This window comes from Shewanella sp. Sh95 (assembly GCF_001308045.1).
Classification (GTDB): Bacteria; Pseudomonadota; Gammaproteobacteria; order Enterobacterales; family Shewanellaceae; genus Shewanella; species Shewanella xiamenensis.
The window spans coordinates 1-506 of the sequence record NZ_LGYY01000100.1; the positions used below are offsets into that span (position 1 = coordinate 1).

Here is a 506-nt window from a genome sequence, read left to right on the forward strand (position 1 = left end):
GATAGCGCATACGTTTGCGTGCACTTTTCTCCGATTTTACTAAGGCTGCGATGTGGGGATTATTCATATTTTGTATGATTAAAAACTGATGACCAATTAGATCACATAATTAATATAATTGGTATAAGGCGGCAACTTGAGAAGCGTCAGATTATCAAAGTCATCGGCTAAATCCTGTTGATGCCAGCCTGCGCCGTCCATGATGACCAGCGCATGCCGTCCAAATGCGGTGGCAGTTGAAATCAGTTTTAAATGCTCGTTCATATATTCGCTATTGGCATGCGGGGCAATAATCGCTTGTGTCGCCCCCGTTGCCGGACACACGGCGCCATATAAATACGCAGATTCAAATTGTTGCTGCTTGACGGCTCGTGGACGAGTCCCTTTCTCAGCCCAAATACGGGTGGTGGTATTCTGTTGGCCAAAGCGGGCTTCATCTTGAAACCAAACGTCAATGCGATCGAGTGCAAAGTGCCCAGGTGTGTTAAGGATCGTTGCCATCCGGG

1 pseudogene is annotated in these 506 nt (G+C 47.2%); it reads right to left on the bottom strand.

The features are described from left to right. Positions 1–120 precede the first annotated feature (120 nt). Positions 121–506: pseudogene (locus AEA42_RS07405) on the bottom strand (IS630 family transposase); the annotation flags it as partial.